The sequence below is a fragment of the Skermanella stibiiresistens SB22 genome, assembly GCF_000576635.1.
GTDB classification, from domain to species: domain Bacteria; phylum Pseudomonadota; class Alphaproteobacteria; order Azospirillales; family Azospirillaceae; genus Skermanella; species Skermanella stibiiresistens.
The window spans coordinates 1-13561 of the sequence record NZ_AVFL01000029.1 but is presented as its reverse complement, the minus strand read 5'-3'; the positions used below and the strand labels follow the sequence as shown (position 1 = coordinate 13561).

14 protein-coding genes are annotated in these 13561 nt (G+C 68.5%); 13 read left to right on the top strand and 1 reads right to left on the bottom strand.

Annotation, left to right across the window (positions count from 1 at the left end):
• Nucleotides 1-148 precede the first annotated feature (148 nt).
• Genes N825_RS28065 through N825_RS28005 form a run of 13 tightly spaced genes read left to right on the top strand, consistent with a single transcriptional unit; the run spans nt 149 to nt 12829 of the window.
• Nucleotides 149-1243: an ABC transporter substrate-binding protein gene (locus tag N825_RS28065; RefSeq protein ID WP_037459274.1), complete on the top strand. Its 1095-nt coding sequence runs from the start codon at nt 149-151 to the stop codon at nt 1241-1243.
• Nucleotides 1240-2139 (top strand): ABC transporter ATP-binding protein, encoded by a 900-nt coding sequence (locus tag N825_RS28060; RefSeq protein ID WP_084165130.1) that lies wholly within the window; start codon nt 1240-1242, stop codon nt 2137-2139. Before N825_RS28065 ends, N825_RS28060 begins: the two co-directional genes overlap by 4 nt.
• Entirely contained in the window at nt 2136-2957 is an 822-nt protein-coding gene (locus N825_RS28055) for an ABC transporter permease (RefSeq protein WP_037459271.1), read from the top strand. Before N825_RS28060 ends, N825_RS28055 begins: the two co-directional genes overlap by 4 nt.
• Nucleotides 2958-2981: 24 nt before the next feature.
• Nucleotides 2982-3821 carry an alpha/beta fold hydrolase gene (locus N825_RS28050; RefSeq protein ID WP_051513353.1) on the top strand — a complete coding sequence of 280 codons (840 nt, stop codon included), beginning with the start codon at nt 2982-2984 and terminating at the stop codon, nt 3819-3821.
• A gap of 34 nt (nt 3822-3855) precedes the next feature.
• Nucleotides 3856-5193: an amidohydrolase/deacetylase family metallohydrolase gene (locus N825_RS28045; RefSeq protein WP_051513350.1), complete on the top strand. Its 1338-nt coding sequence runs from the start codon at nt 3856-3858 to the stop codon at nt 5191-5193.
• 38 nt (nt 5194-5231) lie between these two features.
• Nucleotides 5232-6335: an ABC transporter substrate-binding protein gene (locus N825_RS28040; RefSeq protein ID WP_037459269.1), complete on the top strand. Its 1104-nt coding sequence runs from the start codon at nt 5232-5234 to the stop codon at nt 6333-6335.
• Nucleotides 6336-6341: 6 nt separating this feature from the next.
• Nucleotides 6342-7196 (top strand): ABC transporter permease, encoded by an 855-nt coding sequence (locus N825_RS28035; protein WP_051513349.1) that lies wholly within the window; start codon nt 6342-6344, stop codon nt 7194-7196.
• Between the two features lie 4 nt (nt 7197-7200).
• Nucleotides 7201-7536: a Rieske (2Fe-2S) protein gene (locus N825_RS28030; RefSeq protein WP_051513348.1), complete on the top strand. Its 336-nt coding sequence runs from the start codon at nt 7201-7203 to the stop codon at nt 7534-7536.
• Nucleotides 7533-8237, top strand: coding sequence for an SDR family oxidoreductase (locus tag N825_RS28025; RefSeq protein ID WP_037459268.1), 705 nt, complete (start codon nt 7533-7535; stop codon nt 8235-8237). The genes N825_RS28030 and N825_RS28025 overlap by 4 nt, the downstream gene beginning before the upstream one ends.
• The gene (locus N825_RS28020; RefSeq protein ID WP_037459267.1) at nt 8224-9099 is read left to right on the top strand and encodes an FAD binding domain-containing protein; all 876 of its coding nucleotides are present in this window, start codon (nt 8224-8226) and stop codon (nt 9097-9099) included. Before N825_RS28025 ends, N825_RS28020 begins: the two co-directional genes overlap by 14 nt.
• A complete protein-coding gene (locus tag N825_RS28015) occupies nt 9096-9584 on the top strand; it encodes a (2Fe-2S)-binding protein (RefSeq protein ID WP_037459266.1) in 489 nt (162 codons plus the stop codon). The genes N825_RS28020 and N825_RS28015 overlap by 4 nt, the downstream gene beginning before the upstream one ends.
• Before the next feature lie 3 nt (nt 9585-9587).
• Nucleotides 9588-11900 (top strand): xanthine dehydrogenase family protein molybdopterin-binding subunit, encoded by a 2313-nt coding sequence (locus N825_RS28010; protein ID WP_051513346.1) that lies wholly within the window; start codon nt 9588-9590, stop codon nt 11898-11900.
• On the top strand, nt 11897-12829 hold the full coding sequence (locus N825_RS28005) for an ABC transporter substrate-binding protein (RefSeq protein ID WP_037459265.1): 933 nt from the start codon (nt 11897-11899) through the stop codon (nt 12827-12829). Before N825_RS28010 ends, N825_RS28005 begins: the two co-directional genes overlap by 4 nt.
• 404 nt (nt 12830-13233) lie before the next feature.
• Here the strand turns inward: N825_RS28005 and N825_RS28000 are convergent, their stop codons facing one another.
• Nucleotides 13234-13446 (bottom strand): hypothetical protein, encoded by a 213-nt coding sequence (locus N825_RS28000; RefSeq protein ID WP_037459264.1) that lies wholly within the window; start codon nt 13444-13446, stop codon nt 13234-13236.
• Between the last annotated feature and the right edge of the window lie 115 nt (nt 13447-13561).

Genomic DNA, 13561 nt, shown 5'->3' with positions numbered 1-13561 from the left:
GGGATTGCGACACCGTATCGCGCCGGCAAGTGACCCTGGCGTTGTTCTCCCGCGAAATCCTTGGGAACGCGCCCGTGTCGATAATCGCGATCCATAACGCGTCTTGTCCGGCGTGACACCGGTATTCGGCGATCAGATAACGAGGTGAATGGTGCGAGGCATTACTTCCAACCGGCGTGACGTACTAAAGGCGTTTGGCGCCATCGCCGCGGCTTCGGCGATCGTTCCCCGTGCCGCGCGGGCGGCCACCCGCAAGGTGACCTTCACGCTGCCCTGGGTCGCGGAGGGCGGCAACCTGTTCGCCTATGTCGCCAAGGCCAATGGCTATTGGGCCGAGGGTGGGTTGGATGTCGATATCGCGCGCGGCTACGGCTCGCTGGCCGCGGCGCAGGCGGTCGGCAACCGGCAGTTCGACTTCGGGCTGGCGGCGGCATCGGCCGGCATCCAGCAGACCGCCAAGGGCCTGCCGGTCATGCAGCTGATGAGCTGCGGCTACGACAGCACCATGGGCGTCTGCTACCTCGAGGACTCGCCGATCAAGTCCATGAAGGACCTGGAAGGCAAGAAGCTGGGCGCCACCGCGACATCGGGCGAATTCCCCTTCCTGCCGGCCTTCGCGTCCAACGCCGGCTTCGACTTCTCCAAGGTCGAGGTGGTGCAGGTCGACGCGGCGGTGCGCCAGCGCATCCTGATCGAGAAGCAGGTCAGCGCGATCTCGGGTTTCGCGGTCAGCTTCCTGCCGGTGTTCGTCGCCAACAACATCAAGACCAAGTTCTCGCTCTACAGCCAGCACGGCATGAGCTTCTACAACAACGCCCTGATGACCCAGCCCCAGCGCCTGGCCGAGGAGCCCGAGGTCTGCAAGGCGATGGTCGACGGCCTGTCCAAGGCCATCCACTTCTGCCTGCTCAAGCCCGACGAGGCGCTGGACATCTTCGTCAAGCAGGTGCCCGAGGTGGCGCTGACCCCCGGCGGCAAGACCCAGGCGAAGGTCGGGCTCGGCCTGTTCCGCATGTCGATGATGAACGACATCCTGCGCTCCAACCCGATCGGCTACGGAGCCGCGGCGGATTATGAACGGATGACCGATCTGGTGATGAAGCACCTGTCGGCGCCGGGCGACAACCGGCCCGCCGTCGACGGCGTGATGACCAACAAGTTCGTCGGCGCCGCCACCCTGACGTCCGCCGAGTTCGACACCGCCATGGCCGCCACACGCGAATACGCGGGGTTCTTCCAATGAGCGTCGCACCCCTGAGGACCGTCGACACCCAGATCGTCCCCGACGCCGGAGCCGGCACCGAGAGCGGCACCGCCGGCACCGCGATCAGCGTCGATGGCGTCCGCAAGATCTACGACACCGGGCGCGAGCGGACCGAGGCGGTCAGCGGCGTCAGCTTCGACGTCAAGCGCGGCGAGTTCGTCGCCATCCTGGGGCCGAGCGGCTGCGGCAAGAGCACGCTGCTGATGATGTGCGGCGGCTTGGAGAGCATCACCTCGGGCCGGATCGATATCGAGGGCGTGGCGATGACCCAGCCGCGCCCCAGCATCGGCGTGATGTTCCAGGACGCCTCGCTGCTGCCCTGGAAGACCGTGCTCGAGAACATCCTGTTCCCGATCAAGATCCTGAAGCGCCCGATGGCCGAGTACACCGAGCGGGCGCGGTCGCTGATCGACATGGTCGGGCTGCACGGCTTCGAGGACAAGAAGCCCCACCAGCTTTCGGGCGGCATGCGCCAGCGGGTCGCGATCTGCCGCGCCCTGGTCTACGATCCGGACATCCTGCTGATGGACGAGCCGTTCTCCGCCTTGGACGCGATCACCCGCGACGAGATGGGCGAGGCGTTGCTCGACATCTGGGAGCAGTACACCAAGACCGCGTTGTTCGTGACCCACAGCATCCGCGAGGCGGTGCTGCTGGCCGACCGGGTGCTGGTGATGACAAGGCGTCCCGCCACCATCGTGGAGGACATCCGCATCCCATTCGGCCGGCCCCGTCCGCGCGACGTCAGCGGCTCGCCGGAATTCAACGAGATCTGCGTCTATCTGCGCTCGCTGATCGAGAGCGGGCACGGCGCCGCCCAGGGCCGCCGCTCCGGCGACGGCCCCGTGCTGCAACCCGGACGGAGGGGAGCGTGAGCATCACCGCCAACAGCTCCGGCGCCGCGATCCTCGACATCGCCGCTCCCTCGCGGGTGAGGCGGCTGATCCGGGCGAACATGGCCGTCATCCTGCCGGTGGCGACGGCGCTGTCGGTGCTGATCGTCTGGCAGATCGTCACCGTGGCGTTCCAGATCCCCCGCGTGATCCTGCCGGCGCCGAGCGAGATCGGCGCGCATTTCCTGACCAACCTGCCGGCCCTGCTCAACCACGCGCGGCACACCGGGCTGGAGGCGCTGGGCGCCTTCGTCCTGGCGACCGCGGCGGGCGCCACGCTGGCGGGGCTGATGGCGGCGTTCCCGTTGGCGCGGGAGATCCTGCAGCCGAACCTCGTGGCGTTCCAGCTGATCCCCAAGATCGCGCTGGCGCCGATGTTCATCATCTGGCTGGGCATCGACACGCCGTCCCGCCTCGCCTTCGCGGTGTTCATGAGCTTCTTTCCGGTCGTGATCTCGACCACGGTCGGGCTTTCCAACACCGATCCCGTGTCGCTCCGGCTGTGCCGGTCGCTGGCGGCCAGCGGCGTGCAGACGTTCTTCCAGGTCCGCGTTCCCTTCGCGCTGCCCTACCTGTTCAACGGCATGCGGATCGCCTCGACCATGGCGATCATCGGCGTGGTGGTGGCCGAGTTCATCTCGTCCCGCGCCGGGCTGGGCTTCTACATCCTGTACTCGTCCTCGCGGATGGAGACGGTCGGCATTTTCTCCGCCCTGCTGATGCTGTGCATCGTCGGCTTGGTCCTGTTCGGCGCCGTCGTGCTGGCCGAGCGGATCGTCCGCCGAACCTATCTCGCCTGATCACCCAACCAAGAAGAGGCCTTGATGCCCGACGCCCTGTTCCCCTTTCCCACCAGCCTGCCATTGGACCGGATCGCCGCCGGGGAGATCCGGATGGCCGCGACCATCGCGGGGGAGGGCAGGGCGGTCGTGCTGGTCCATGGGCTTGGCTGGGACCGCAACCTGTGGCGCCCCCAGGTCGAGCGGCTGTCGGGACGGTACCGGGTGATCGCGGCCGACACGCGGGGCCATGGCGAGAGCGACAAGCCGGACGGGCCGTACTCGATCGACCAATACGCCGCCGACTGGGCGGCGCTGCTGGACGCCCTGGGCGTCGCCGGTGCCTGCGTCGTGGGCTTCTCGCAAGGGGGCATGACGGCGCAGATCCTGGCGGCCAAGCGGCCGGACCTGGTGTCTGCGCTGTGCCTCGTCAGCACGTCGGGCAAGTTCCAAGAGGCGGGCCGCGCCAACATGGAGAAGCGGCTGGCGGCCCAGGCAGCCGAAGGCGCCGAGGCGGCGGCCAGGGTCGCCGCCGACAGCGTCTTCTCCGAAGCGTGGCGGGCGGCGCATCCGGCCGAGCTGGCCCGGTTCGTGGCATGGCGCGCCGGTCACGACCAGTCAGCCTTGGCCCACGCCATGCGGGCCGGCTACGGCTATGACGCGACCGTCCATCACGCCGGGCTGGCCATGCCGGTCCTGGTCCTGGCCGGGACGGCGGACACGCTGACGCCGCCGGCGGGAATGCGCGACATCGCGGCGGCCATCCCGAACGCGGCCTACGCCGAAGTGCCTGGCGCCGGCCACATGATCCCGATCGAGCAACCGGCCGCGTTCGACGCGGCGCTCGACGGCTTTCTCGACAAACACCACCCGGCGGCGGGCTGAAGCCCCGCCGGCTCTGATAACGGAGGTTTCGACCATGGAACACACCAAGGAACGCACCAGCGAGAACGGAACTGTCGGCGCCATGCCCGGCCAGATCGACATGATCCTGACCGGCGGCCGGGTGCTCGATCCGGCCAACGGGCTGGATGGCATCATGGATATCGGCATCGGCGGCGGCAAGATCGTCGCCATCGCGCCAACGGTCGAGGCGGCCGACGCCAAGCGCGTTTCGGTCGAGGGTTCGGTCGTCACCCCCGGCATCATCGACACCCACGCCCACGTCTACCAGCACGTCAGCGGCGACTTCGGCCTCAACCCCGACATGGTCGGCGTCCGCTCGGGCGTCGCCACCGTGGTCGACCAGGGCGGCGCCAGCGCGCTGACCATCGACGGCTTCAAGCACTTCATCGTCGAGCCGTCGAAGACGCGCGTGCTGTGCTACGTCTCGGCCTATCTGGCGGGAGGCCTGCTCGGTCACAAATACGTCGACCTCTACGGCCCGACCGGCATCAATGTCGGCGCCATCGTCAAGGCCGCGACCGACAATCCCGGCCTGATCAAGGGCATCAAGGCCCACGCCGAGCCCGGTGGCTATTCGCGCTGGGGCGTCGAATCCCTCAAGCTCGCCAAGCAGGCGTCCCGCGAGGTCAAACTGCCGGTCTACGTCCACCTGGGAACCCTGTGGCCGGAGAAGGCCGGTGTCAGCGTCGACGCCAAGACCATCATCGACGAGGTCGTGCCGCTGCTGGACGAGGGCGACATCCTGGCCCACCCGTTCACCCGCTATCCCAGCGGCTTCGTCTCGGCCGACGGTTCGATCCATCCGCTGGTCCGCGAGGCGCTGGACAAGGGTGTCCGGATCGACGTCGGTCGCGGCGCGCACTTCTCGTTCGACAACGCCAAGGCGGTGCTCGACGGCGGCATCATGCCGTTCACCATCGGCGCCGACCAGCACGGCTACAACGTCAAGCTGACGGGCGAGAAGCGCTGGTACCGGGGCATCTTCACCGACACCGATCTGGCGCCGGACGACGCGCCGGTCGACGACAGCCCGTATTCCACGCCGCTCGGAATGCTGCACGCCATGACGGAGCTGATGGCGCTGGGCATCGAGCTGCCGGACCTGGTGCGAATGGCCACGGCCAACTCCGCCGCGATGCTGGGCCTGTCCGGCGAGATCGCGACGCTCCGTCCCGGCGCCCCCGCCGACGTCTCGATCTTCCGCGTGCTGGAGGGCGAGTGGATGCTGGAGGACAGCAATGGCGTCAAGGTCAAGACCGACCGCTTCCTCAAGCCGGAGATGGTGGTCCGCGCCGGCGAGATCATCACCGCCGACAGCCCGATCATCCCCGAATTCGCCGCCGCCGCCTAAGACACCGCCTAAACACGACCGCCCGAACAGGAGCCATCATGACGCTGATCCCCACCAACTTCTCGCGCCGGACCCTGTTGAAGGCGACCGCCGCCGGCGCCGCCCTGGCGGCGGCCGGCCCCCTGTCGGCTCCCGCCATCGCGGCCAACAAGCCGGTCAAGTTCACGTTGGCCTGGCTGGCGCAGGGCTCCTCGCTCTACGTCTACCTCGCCAAGGCCAAGGGTTTCTTCGCCCAGCGCGGGCTGGATGTGGAAATCTCGCGCGGCTACGGCTCGCTGCCGGCGGCGCAGAGCATCGCGGCGGGGCAGTTCGACTACGGCATCGTGATCTCGACCCCGCTGATCCTGTCGATCGCCAAGGGCCTGCCGCTGACCGCCATCGCCACGTCCGATTATGACGCGACGATGGGGGTCGGCGTCCTCCAGGACAGCCCGATCAAGGCGGCCACCGACCTGAAGGGCCTCAAGATCGGCGCGGTGCCGGGTTCCGCCGAATACCCGTTCTTCCCCGCCTTCATGGACCGGGCCGGGATGAGCATGGACGACGTCGAGCTGATCCACCTCGACAACAAGGTGCTGGAGCGGGCGATGACCGAGAAGCAGGTCTCGGCCATCATGGGCGTCGGCTCGTCGAGCCTGCCGGTCATGCTGTCCAAGGGCATCCCTGTCCGCTGGCTGCTCTACAGCTCCACCGGCATGCGGACCTATGGCCAGACCATCGTCACCCGCCCCGAGGTCCTGCAACGCGACCCCGCCATGTCGGAAGCGGTGGTCGACGCGCTGATGGAGGCCATCGCCTATTCCATGCGCAACCCGGAGGAGTCGCTGGAGCTGTTCGCCCGCGAGGTTCCCGAGATCGGGCTGACCGCCAACGGCAAGGAGTTCGTCCGGATCGGCTTGGGCCTCGCCCACCACACCATGGCGCGCGAGGAGTCGATGACCCACGGCATCGGCTGGGGCGATCCCAAGGTCTACGAGGAGATGATCGACCTCGTCATGAAATACACCGGCAACGCCGAGATGAAGCGCCCGACGGTCGATCAGGTCTTCAGCAACCGCTTCGCCGGCAAGTTCAAGCTGACCGAAGCCGAGTGGGCGAGCGTCAAGACCAACTCGTCCGAATTCGGCAAGCTGGTCTCCTGAGGTCCCATGGCGGTCGATGTCAACTCAACAGCCGGGCGGCTGGAGCGGACGGTAACGCCCGTCCATCCGGCCTCCTGGCGACTGTACGGCCCGGCGATCCGCCGTGTCGCGCTGCCGCTCGCCTTCGTCATCTGCGTGTTCGCCGCGTGGGAAGTGGCGGTCCGGATCTCCGGCGTGTCGTCGATGATCATCGTGCCGCCGTCGGCCATCTTCGCCGTTCTGTCGCAGCACCACGCGATCCTGATGCAGCACGCCATCCCGACCCTGGCCGAGACGGTGGCGGGGTTCTCGCTGGCGTCGCTGCTGGGGATCACGCTGGGCACGCTGATCGCCTCGTCGGAACGGATGCGGCAGGCGATCTACCCGAACATGGTGCTGTTCCAGGTCATCCCGAAGGTGGCGCTGGCGCCGCTGTTCATCGTCTGGCTCGGCATCGGCACGCCGTCGCGGCTGGCCTTCGCGGTGTTCATCGCCTTCTTCCCGGTCGCGGTCTCGACCGCGGCGGGCTTGGCGGGAACCAGCCCGGCGGCGCTGCGGCTGTGCCGCTCGCTGACGGCCACGGGTTTGCAGACCTTCGTCAACGTCCGCTTCCCCTATGCCGTGCCCTACATCTTCGCCGGCTTGAAGGTCGGGGTGACGATGTCGGTGATCGGCATCGTCGTGGGCGAGTTCGTCACCGCACAGGCCGGGCTCGGCTACATCATCATGTTCGCGTCCTCGGCGGCGGAGACGGCGCTGGCGCTGGCGGCGGTGTTCCTGCTCTGCCTGGTCGGCGTCATCCTGTACGGCGTCGTGACGCTGCTGGAGATTGCGGTGATGCGGAAGCTGGACGCCCCCATGTCGGCCGGCGACGTGGTCTGACCCGGTGAGGCGGCTGGCCCGGAGCGACGACGTGGCCGAGGGCGCCGCCATCCTGGTCAGCATCGGCGAGGGCGTCGACACCCGCAACCTGATCGTGCTGCGGCAAGGCGGCGTCGCCGTGGCCTACCTCAACGCCTGCCCGCACATGGGGATCATGCTGGACTGGGTGGCGGATCGGGTGACGGCTCCCGGCCCCCGCTGGCTGCGCTGCACCGCCCACGGCGCGCTGTTCCGCCGCGAGGACGGGGTCTGCGTCCGCGGCCCCTGCGCCGGACAGAAGCTGATGGCGGTCCCGGTGACCGAGTCCGACGGAAACATAGACTTGGCGGAGGCGATATGAACGGCGAACGCGCCCTGGTGACCGGGGCCAGTTCCGGCATCGGGCGGGCCACCGCGCTGGCCCTGGCGAGGGCCGGGGCCTCGGTGCTGGCGACCGGCCGCGACGCCCGGGCGCTGGACGCCCTGGCCCGCGAGCACCCCTCCATCACCACCCTGGCCGGCGACCTGACCGATACCGCCTTCGTCGCTCATCTGGTCGAGGCGGCGGCCGGTGTCGACATCCTGGTCAACAACGCCGGCACCCTCAAGCACGCGGCGATCCTGGAGGGCGATCCCGCCGACTGGGAGCGGGTGTTCCAGGTCAACGTGCTGGCCCTGCTGGCGCTGACCCAGCCCGTCGCGCGGGTGATGGCGGCGCGCGGCTCCGGCCACATCGTCATGGTGTCGTCCCTGCTGGCCCGCCGGGTGGCGCCGTTCACCGCCGTCTACGCCGCGTCCAAGCACGCGGTCGCCGCCATCACCCAAGGGCTGAGGATGGAACTGGCGCCCAAAGGCGTGCGGGTGACCGAGGTGGCGCCGGGTCTGGTGCGGACCGGCGTCATGCGCGATGTCGACGACCCCACCGTCCTGGCCTCCTATGCCGCCAAGACCTTCGCATGGCTGACGCCGGAACAAGTGGCCGACGCGATCCTCCACGCCGTCAACGCTCCCGCGACCGCCAGCATCGACCTGATCGAGATAAGGCCCCATGGACAGCTTTGAACCGGCCCCACCCCTGATAGGCTTACGCGGACGCCAGCGGATCGCCGGTTTCACACTGGCGCGCCCCACCAGCCTGACCGATGCCCTGGACCTCAGAAAGGCGCGGCGCTCCACCTGGATGGCCGGCGGCGTCGACCTGATCGACAGCCTGAAGCACGGCTCGCCGATGGAGCGGGTGATCCCCCTCGCGGGCCTCGCCGAGTTGCGCGCGATCGAGCGCACGGACGACGGCGCGCTGCGGGTCGGCGCGCTGACCACCTACCAGCACCTCGCCGACAGCGAGTTGGTCCGGACGATGGCGCCGGACCTCGCCACGCTGATCGGCGGCGTCGCCAACATCCGCATCCGGAGCAAGGCGACGGTCGGCGGCAGCGTCATGTCGGGCAACGGCGTCTACGACCTGATGCCGGCCCTGCTGGCGCTGGGCGCCACGCTCGTCCTGGTCGGCCCCGAGGGCGAGACGCGGCTTCCGGCGGCCAATCTGGAAGCCGGCGAGCCGCGGCTGCTGCGCGCGGTCGAGATCCCCTCCCAACAAGTCACCCGCCTGACCTTCGACCGCACCCTGCGCCCCGTCGCCTGCGTCTATCTCGGCGTCGACCTGCGCGACGGCCTCGCCACTTCGGCGCGGCTGTCGGTCTCCTGCGCCCACGCCCGGCCCGGCGTCGCGGCCGTCGCATTGGACGGGAGCGATGCCGAGACGCTGGCGCACCGTCTGGCGTCCGGCCTGCCACCCGCCTTGGACGACGGCATCGCCTCGGCAGCCTACCGGAACCGGATGATCCGGATCCTAACCCGGCGCCTGCTGGAAACCTCCCTCGGCACCACCCTGAACACCACACCACCAGCGGGATCACGACCATGACCGGCGACGGCAGGGGCTTCACCCTCAACGGCAAACCGGCCAGCCTCCGAGCACCCGACAACGCGGTGCTGGTCGATGTGCTGCGCGAGGATCACGGGCTCCACGGCTGCAGGATCGGCTGCGACCAAGCGGTCTGCGGCGCCTGCACGGTGCTGGTCGACGGCACGCCGATGGCGGCCTGCTCGACCTTCGCCTTCGAGGTCGAGGGCCGCTCCGTCCTGACCATCGAGGGTGTCGCGAATGCTTCCGACGGCGCTCCCGACCCGATCCAGCGCGCCTTCCTGGAGGAGCGCGGGTTCCAGTGCGGCTACTGCACCGCCGGCATGATCCTGACGACGCGGGCCCTGCTGGAACGCGATCCCGACCCGACCGAGGCGACCATCCGGGCCTGGCTGGGGGCGGGCGTCTGCCGCTGCACGGGCTATTCCGCGATCATCTCCGCAGTCCACACGGCGGCGCGGCTGCTGCGGCAAGGGAGCGTCTGACCAATGGACGGCTTGAACGACAAAGTCGGCGGCGGCACGCGCTACGCCTTCGACGCGGCGCTTCCCGGCATGCGGCACGCCAAGCTCCTGCGCAGTCCGCACCCGCACGCCCGCATCCTCGGCATCGACGCGTCCCACGCGCTGGCGCTGCCCGGCGTCGTCTGCGTCGTGACCGGCGAGGACGCGGCCCGGCTGCCGGACCCGCACCATGGCTTCTCGGTTCGCGACCAGCCGCTGATCGCCATCGGCAAGGTCCGATATGTCGGCGATCCCGTCGCCGCGGTGGTCGCTATGGACGAGCGGACGGCCCTGGCGGCGCTGGAACTGATCGCGGTCGACTACGAGGTGCTGGAGCCGGTCCCGACCCTGGACGCCGCCCTGGCACCCGGCGCTCCCGTGCTCTTCGACGAACCGCATCCCGGAGCGCCCTTGGGCGTCGGCGCCGGATCATGGAGCCGCAACGAGCCCGCTCCCAACGTCCTGTACGAATACGGCTACGCGCGTGGCGAGATCGACACCGATCTGGCCGGCGCCGCCCATGTCTTCACCGACAGCTTCGCGATATCGCGGATCAGCCACTATTACCTGGAGCCCTATTCCGGCGTGGCGCGGATCGAGGACGGCCGGATCGAGCTGTGGACCTGCAACCAGGACCCCTTCATGATCCGGGCCGACATCAGCCGCATGTTCGGCCTGCCGGTCAATGACATCTGCCTGCATTCGCCGATGATCGGCGGCGGGTTCGGCGGCAAGAGCTATTGCAAGCTGGAGCCGCTGATCGTCCTGATGGCGATGAAGGCCAGGGCGCCGGTCCGGCTGGCGCTGACCCTGGACGAGAGCCTGCTGACGCTGACCAAGCACGCCGGCGTCTTGACCCTGACGACCGGCGTCGACGCCGAGGGACGGCTGATCGCCCGCCGGTCTGAACTGAAACTGGACGGCGGAGCCTATGCCGACGCCAGCGCGATGGTGGCCCTCAAGGCGGCCTACCGGGTGACCGGACCCTACCGCTGGAAGTCGGTGTTCAGCCGCGCCTCGATCATCCGCACCACCACAATCCCGGCGGGATCGTACCGCGGCTTCGGCGGCACCCAGGCGAGCTACGCTTCGGAATGCCAGATCGACATGATCGCCCGCCGGATCGGCCTGGACCCCTACGAGATGCGCCGCCGCAACCTGCTGGACGTCGGCGAGCCCTTCGCGCCCGGCGACAGCGGCATGGACAGCGACCTGCGGCGCGGCCTGGACGAGGTCTGCCGCCGCTTGGGATATCACGAACGCTCCCAACACCCCGGCCATCGGAACGGCCGGGGCATGGGGCTGGCGATCGGCATCAAGGATGGCGGCGGCACCGGCAACCACGCCCAGGCGACGGTCACCGTCAGCCACACCGGCGCCGTGACGGTCAGCGCCGCCACGACCGAGATAGGGCAGGGGGCGGGCAGCACGCTGTGCCGCATCGCCACCCGCACCCTTGGGCTGCCGCTGGCGAACGCGCGCTACGCGCCGATCGACACCGACCGCACGCCGCTGAACAACGGGACCCATGTCAGCTGCGGCACGACGGTGACGGGCACGGCGGTGCAGCGCGCCGCCGAGGACGCCCGCGCCCAGATCCTGGAATTCGCCGCCGAACAACTGCAATGCCCGGCCGCGGATTTGACCCTTGAGGAATCGGGCCAGGGCTGGGCGGTCCGCCGCGGCGCCGACCTGCATCCGCTCGCCCCCCTGATCATGTCGTGGTTCGGCGGGGTCGGCTATGTCTTCATCGGACGCGGCGGCATCAAGGTGCCTTATGACGAGCGCTCGCCGGTGCGCGCCCGCAACCTGTTCTGGATGCCGAGTTGGGCCGGGGCGGAGGTCGAGATCGACCGCGAGACCGGGCGGCTGAGGGTGTTGCAACTGATCGTCGGCGGCGACGCCGGCCACGCCATCGACATGGCGTCCTGCGTCGGCCAGATCGCCGGCGCCGCCCTCCAGGCCTATGGCTTGTCGCTGTTCGAGGAGCTGCGCTATCGCGACGGCGCCCAGCCGGAAAACGCCGACCCCCGCGCCTACCGCGTGCCCATGGCCTCCGACCTGCCGGACCGCTTCGACTGTTTCGTGGAGGAGCACGGCATGGGACCAGGGCCGTTCGGCGCCAAGGGGCTGGGGGAGAGCGGCATGCTCGCCGTGACCGCCGCCCTCGCCAACGCCATCGAGGACGCCACCGGCGCCCGGGTGACCACGACCCCCTTCACGGGGGAGCGAATCCTGGCGGCCCTGGACGGCTTGGACACGGTGGTTCCCATGGACCAGCGGAGTGCGGCGGAATGAAGCTCGCCATCCCCGACCTGATCTCACCCTCCTATTTCCCCGCCATCGCCGCGATCGAGCTGGGGCTGTGCCGGAAGCAGGGACTGACCGTCGAGCTTGAGGTGATCTCGCCGGTCGACGCCGCTTATCGGGCCTTGCGCGATGGCACCGTCGATTTCGTCGGCGGCTCGTCCCATTCCGCCGCCTCCGCCTTTCCCGATTGGGACGGCGTCAAGCTGATCTGCGCGCAGTCGCGCGGGCTCTACTGGTTCCTGGTGATGCGCTCCGACTTGGGCCTGACGCGGGGAGATCTGGCGGGGTTGAAGGGCTGTAGGATTGGTGCCGCACCGTGGGTGCGGCTGACGCTGGAACGCTTGCTGGCAATCTCCGGCATCGACACCACGCCCGGCATTGGCCGAGACGGCGTCGAGATCGTGCCGATCCCCGGCGCCACCGGCACGCGGGTCAACTATGGCGTGACGGCGGCCCAAGCCTTGGCGGAGGGCACGCTGGACGGCTTCTGGGCCAATGGCATGGGGGCGGAACTGGCGGTGCGCCGAGGCATCGGCATGGTGATGCTCGACCCCCGCCGCGGCGACGGCCCGCCCGAGGGCTTCGACTGCACCATGGCGACCATCGCCACCACCGACCGCCTGATCGCCAAGGCTCCCACGGCAGCCATCGGCATGGCGCGCGCGGTAGCCGAGGCGCAGGCGATGCTGACACGCCAGCCTGATCTGGCGACCGAGGTGGCATCCCACCTGTTCCCCCCGGAGGAGATGGCCCTGATCGCCGACCTGATCCGCCGCGACGCGCCGTTCTACGACCCAGCCTTGCCGGAAAGCGCCATCGCGGGAATGCTGAACTTCTCCCGCGCGATGGGCATCGTCTCGAAGCCGCTGGCGTACGACGATGTCGTGGCGACGGGCGTACGGGCGGCGCTGACGTGAGGTCACAAGCGGCACCAAAGTATCGTCACATTACTACCGAGCCCAAGGTAAACTCCGTCACCAAAGACTTGATTGACCATCGTCCATCCCGCACTCGTCATCCTCGGACTTGATCCGAGGATCCATTGAGCGGGAAAGGCGCCATTCTGCGCAATGGCGGACTCAATATTTGTTCTCGTAGGTCGGATAAAGCGAAGCGGCATCCGACAAGCAGGCGCGTCGATGTCGGATGCCGCTTCGCTTTATCCGACCTACGGGCGACGCCCTCTTAGAGCGCCTAACATAACCTTCGTTCACGCAATAAAATCAACTGCTTAGATGTTGGCGGCTAGGGTTATGATAGGTCCTCTTAAACCAACCATTATTCGGCACCGCCAACGTCAACCCACCCCCCGTTGCCCTCGTCAAGCCTTCGGCAAGACCAGAAACGAGACACCCATACCGATCAGCGTCAACGAACCGGCGATGACATCGTGATAGGCCAGCACCAGCGCGCCGGGCTCGGCGGCGGCGCTGGCCGCCATCAGGGGCAGGATCAGCAACGGCACGGGTGGATAGTCGGCAACCATGGTGTAGGGCAACGCTATCAGCGGCAGCAGTGCGCCCCATACCAGCATCAGCTTGCCAAGAACGCGCCGGAAAGGCTCGAACGGCGGGTCCGGATAACGATCGTGAAGTGTCTGTCAAGGTGCAGGCAATTTTCCCCAGTATGGGAAGGCAAAATTCCTCACC

What these genes read in the sequence shown, in the direction of transcription:
- N825_RS28065 (WP_037459274.1), top strand. Translation starts at nt 149, where the DNA reads ATGGTGCGAGGCATTACTTCCAACCGGCGTGACGTACTAAAGGCGTTT.
- N825_RS28060 (WP_084165130.1), top strand. Translation starts at nt 1,240, where the DNA reads ATGAGCGTCGCACCCCTGAGGACCGTCGACACCCAGATCGTCCCCGAC.
- N825_RS28050 (WP_051513353.1), top strand. Translation starts at nt 2,982, where the DNA reads ATGCCCGACGCCCTGTTCCCCTTTCCCACCAGCCTGCCATTGGACCGG.
- N825_RS28045 (WP_051513350.1), top strand. Translation starts at nt 3,856, where the DNA reads ATGGAACACACCAAGGAACGCACCAGCGAGAACGGAACTGTCGGCGCC.
- N825_RS28040 (WP_037459269.1), top strand. Translation starts at nt 5,232, where the DNA reads ATGACGCTGATCCCCACCAACTTCTCGCGCCGGACCCTGTTGAAGGCG.
- N825_RS28035 (WP_051513349.1), top strand. Translation starts at nt 6,342, where the DNA reads ATGGCGGTCGATGTCAACTCAACAGCCGGGCGGCTGGAGCGGACGGTA.
- N825_RS28025 (WP_037459268.1), top strand. Translation starts at nt 7,533, where the DNA reads ATGAACGGCGAACGCGCCCTGGTGACCGGGGCCAGTTCCGGCATCGGG.
- N825_RS28020 (WP_037459267.1), top strand. Translation starts at nt 8,224, where the DNA reads ATGGACAGCTTTGAACCGGCCCCACCCCTGATAGGCTTACGCGGACGC.
- N825_RS28015 (WP_037459266.1), top strand. Translation starts at nt 9,096, where the DNA reads ATGACCGGCGACGGCAGGGGCTTCACCCTCAACGGCAAACCGGCCAGC.
- N825_RS28010 (WP_051513346.1), top strand. Translation starts at nt 9,588, where the DNA reads ATGGACGGCTTGAACGACAAAGTCGGCGGCGGCACGCGCTACGCCTTC.
- N825_RS28005 (WP_037459265.1), top strand. Translation starts at nt 11,897, where the DNA reads ATGAAGCTCGCCATCCCCGACCTGATCTCACCCTCCTATTTCCCCGCC.
- N825_RS28000 (WP_037459264.1), bottom strand. Translation starts at nt 13,446, where the DNA reads ATGCTGGTATGGGGCGCACTGCTGCCGCTGATAGCGTTGCCCTACACC.